We start from the raw sequence: 3568 nt of genomic DNA on the forward strand, positions 1-3568 counted from the left end.
TACGATGGATACTTAGAGGAATTAGATTCATCTAAATATTGGACAATTGAAGCATTAGTAGTTGGATTGGCTGATGAAATAGCACAAAGACATCATGATATAGAAGATGCCATAGAATTTAATATTTTAAGTGTAGAAAGTTTAATTAAAGAGATAGAAGAGAGATTTGATAATGTATTCAAAGATGAAGATAAAGCATTACTAGAAGAAATAAAAGCTAATAAAGACAATAAGCATTTATCAATTGTTTTATTCTCAAAGTTAATTGTAAATTTCCTAACAAGTGATTTAATAAAAAATACAGAAGCTAATTTAGAACAATTCATAACTGAAAATAATATTGAAGAAGGGACATTATTTACTGAAGTAAAACAAGAGAAATATAGTGCTCAGTTTGTAAAAGAATTAGTTTCATTTTCAAAAGAAGTAGAAGAAGTAGATGACAAACTACAAGATTTCCTAAAAAACAGAATTTTAAACTCATATATAGCACAAAAAATGGATGGCTCAGGTCAATATGTTATAAGAAAATTATTTGAAGCATATGTACATAATCCACAGCAGTTACCAGATAAAACTATAAAAAAATTATATACTATGTTATGCAAAGAAATAGTTAAAAATGATAATTTAGACTTAGATTACAAATATACAATTAGTGAAAAAACTAAATCAATACTTGATTATGAAAACTTTGAAAAAAATAAGTTTGATGTAGGTAGTATTAGAGATAAAATTTCTAAGATGCATTATCAGTTAGATGATGCTGATGAAGAAAAGTATAGCTTATATAATGATACTTTGTTAAGAGTAATATGTGATTTCATATCGGGTATGACAGATAAGTATGCACTAGAGCAACACAAACAACTTTATAATTGTGGTGATCTTATATAATAAATTTACATAGCTTTAATTGATTACTTTTATAAAAGTCTAATTAAGTAGAAATATGATTAGACTTTTATTAATTTAACTAAAATTAAAGAAATATGAAATTAATAAAAGGAATATTAGAGAATATGTAAAATTATATTAATATGTATAAATAAAAATATATACTATATCATATAGAAACAAATAAACGATTAATAATTAGATAAGAGGAATAAAGAGTGATGATTGTATAATGCAATAGATGAGTAAAATATAAAAGGAACAAGGGGGGAGTAGTTTGAAAACTTTTTATATTTCAGATTTACATTTATACCATAAGAACGTAATAAAAATGTGTAGTAGACCTTATGAAGACTTAGAAGAAATGAATGCGGATTTTATACATAAATGGAATAGTGTAGTTACACACGAAGATAAAGTAATGATACTAGGTGATGTTGGATTTCCAAGAAATCAAGAATAAATAAAAGAAATAATAAATATAGTAAAACAGTTAAAAGGAAAAAAGTATTTAGTAATAGGTAATCACGATTATAAATTAGTAAAAAATGAAGAATTTAGAAGCTTATTTGAGGAAATAGAATACTATATGAGAATTAGAGATAATAATAAATTAGTGATACTATCTCACTATCCAATGGAGGAGTGGGATGGTTTATATAGAGGAAGTTATCATCTATTTGGACATGTACATAATAAGGACCAGCATCTATTAAAATTAGATAATAGATTTAATGTTTGTACTGATGTTATAGGATTTACGCCAAGAATCTTAGATGAACTAATTGAGATAAGAGAAAGTGATAAATTAAACTTTGATCTATATAAGAAAATAGTAGAAGGTTTAGAAGGAAAATTAAGTAAAGAAATTTTAGAAAAAATTGCATATACTAGCATTCCCAATGAGGGTAAATATGATGATCATATTGTAATTAGAGTGCATTTATCAGATGATGTAGATATGGATGAGATGGGATGTATACTTATAAGTATTAGAAAAAGTGCGGAAGCATTAGGTTATTCTAATGCAAAAAGGATAATGGTAGATTTTCTTAATGCTTAATATAGAACATAGATTTAATTTTAAAATTGATTTTATCTCACAGTAATACTTAAAATATAAGACAATTTGCATGAATTTGCTTGTAGAAATATTAAATATTATTAATGTATACTTGTAATGTTAACGTTAAATGTAAAAATAAGTCTTGATATGCAAATGGTAATTATTAATAGGTTATTTAGATAAAATATTTAAGAAGTTTAGGGGGGGAATTCTGAGGAAGCAAGGGCGTATTTAAAAATAACTAGAGATGAAGAAGAAGTTCTGAGTTCTGATGAAATGGCTGAAATTGTATTCAAAGCATGTGAAGAGATAGAGTATGGTATATTTTGATGGATATAATAGAAATGAAATTAGCAGGATAACTAATGAGGAAGACTTGTTTTTAGGAAAAATTGATAAGTATGAAATTGAGTATAGTTATACAAGTACGAATCCTGATAAGAAGGTTTGTATTTTAAGAGATGAAGAAGTTTATAGGTTGGGATAATTAATAATTATATAAAATCTAAAAGAATGATTATTATATTTACAAAGAAAAACTTGAGAAAATTTATTAAGTCAATAATATATGTACTCAGTAATAGTCGTATAAAAAGGTAGTATTCAAGTTATTGAAATAACTTGAATACTACCTCTAGTGGGAGAACTTGACGTTTTATGCAGAGTTCTTATTATCTATGATAGAGATATAAATAGAACTTAAGGAATTTTATATAGTTTGTGGATATGGAGTAAAAATAAGTATGAACAGATAGAATAGATAGGTCTAAGTTAAACAATTAGGTGCTAGAAAATAAATATCAGAAAGCTCTATAAAAAGTAACTAATATGAAGGGATTGGAAAATGAGTAAAAAAAATAAATATAACCCGTATACACAAAAAGAAATTGGTAATCTTAAAAAAATAGTAGAAGATAATAAAAATTTACTTTTAACAGGTGGTATTGCAGTAGGAAAAACTTATATAGCAGAAGAATTAGCAAAAGAACTTACTAGTAAAGAAGAAAATATATTTAGGGTATCATTACATCCTGGCTATGGATATGAAGATTTTGTTAGAGGAATATCAGTAAAAACAAAAGATAAGAAAATAAACTTCGAAGAAGAGAATAAAATTTTGTTAAATTTAGCAAGAAAAGCTAATAAGGTTAAGAAAGATGATGAAAATATAGTTTTAATCTTAGACGATATAAATAGGTGTGATACATCTTCAGTTTTTGGAAATATGCTGGATTTTATAGATAGGAGAAATTTAAGTAAAGATGTAATAATACCTAATAATTTTTATATAATAGCTACAATGAATACTGCTATTTCAAGTGATTTTGGCGTTGATTATGGTTTGTTAAGGAAATTTATGATATACAATTTAGAATCAGACTATAGATTCATAGAGGCAAATGAAAATGATGAAAATAGAAAAAGACTATACCATAAAGTTAATGAATTTATAAAAGATAATATAAATTATAGATACAGGAAAGAAATAAATAAATACCTAATAGGACATGGGCTATTTGCTGAAAAGAATTATAATATTGTAGAAAAAAATATTAAGTACAGAGTTATTGTAATCTTAGAAGAGTATATACGAGATGGAATATT

At 25.0% G+C, this 3568-nt stretch carries 5 protein-coding genes; all 5 read left to right on the plus strand.

The window, feature by feature from the left end:
- Positions 1-897: hypothetical protein (locus ACRC03_RS12545; RefSeq protein ID WP_438652914.1), on the plus strand; the 897-nt coding region annotated here is incomplete at its 5' end.
- A 277-nt stretch (positions 898-1174) separates the two neighbouring features.
- Positions 1175-1360 carry a hypothetical protein gene (locus ACRC03_RS12550; RefSeq protein ID WP_438652915.1) on the plus strand — a complete coding sequence of 62 codons (186 nt, stop codon included), beginning with the start codon at positions 1175-1177 and terminating at the stop codon, positions 1358-1360.
- Positions 1361-1486: 126 nt separating this feature from the next.
- Positions 1487-1960 (plus strand): hypothetical protein, encoded by a 474-nt coding sequence (locus ACRC03_RS12555; RefSeq protein WP_438652916.1) that lies wholly within the window; start codon positions 1487-1489, stop codon positions 1958-1960.
- Between the two features lie 319 nt (positions 1961-2279).
- On the plus strand, positions 2280-2450 hold the full coding sequence (locus ACRC03_RS12560) for a hypothetical protein (RefSeq protein WP_438652917.1): 171 nt from the start codon (positions 2280-2282) through the stop codon (positions 2448-2450).
- Between the two features lie 357 nt (positions 2451-2807).
- Positions 2808-3568, plus strand: a 761-nt coding sequence (locus tag ACRC03_RS12565) for an AAA family ATPase (protein ID WP_438652918.1), incomplete at its 3' end; no start/stop codon positions are given.

It is taken from the genome of Romboutsia sp. (genome assembly GCF_051659545.1).
Taxonomy (GTDB): Bacteria; Bacillota; Clostridia; order Peptostreptococcales; family Peptostreptococcaceae; genus JBOFOR01.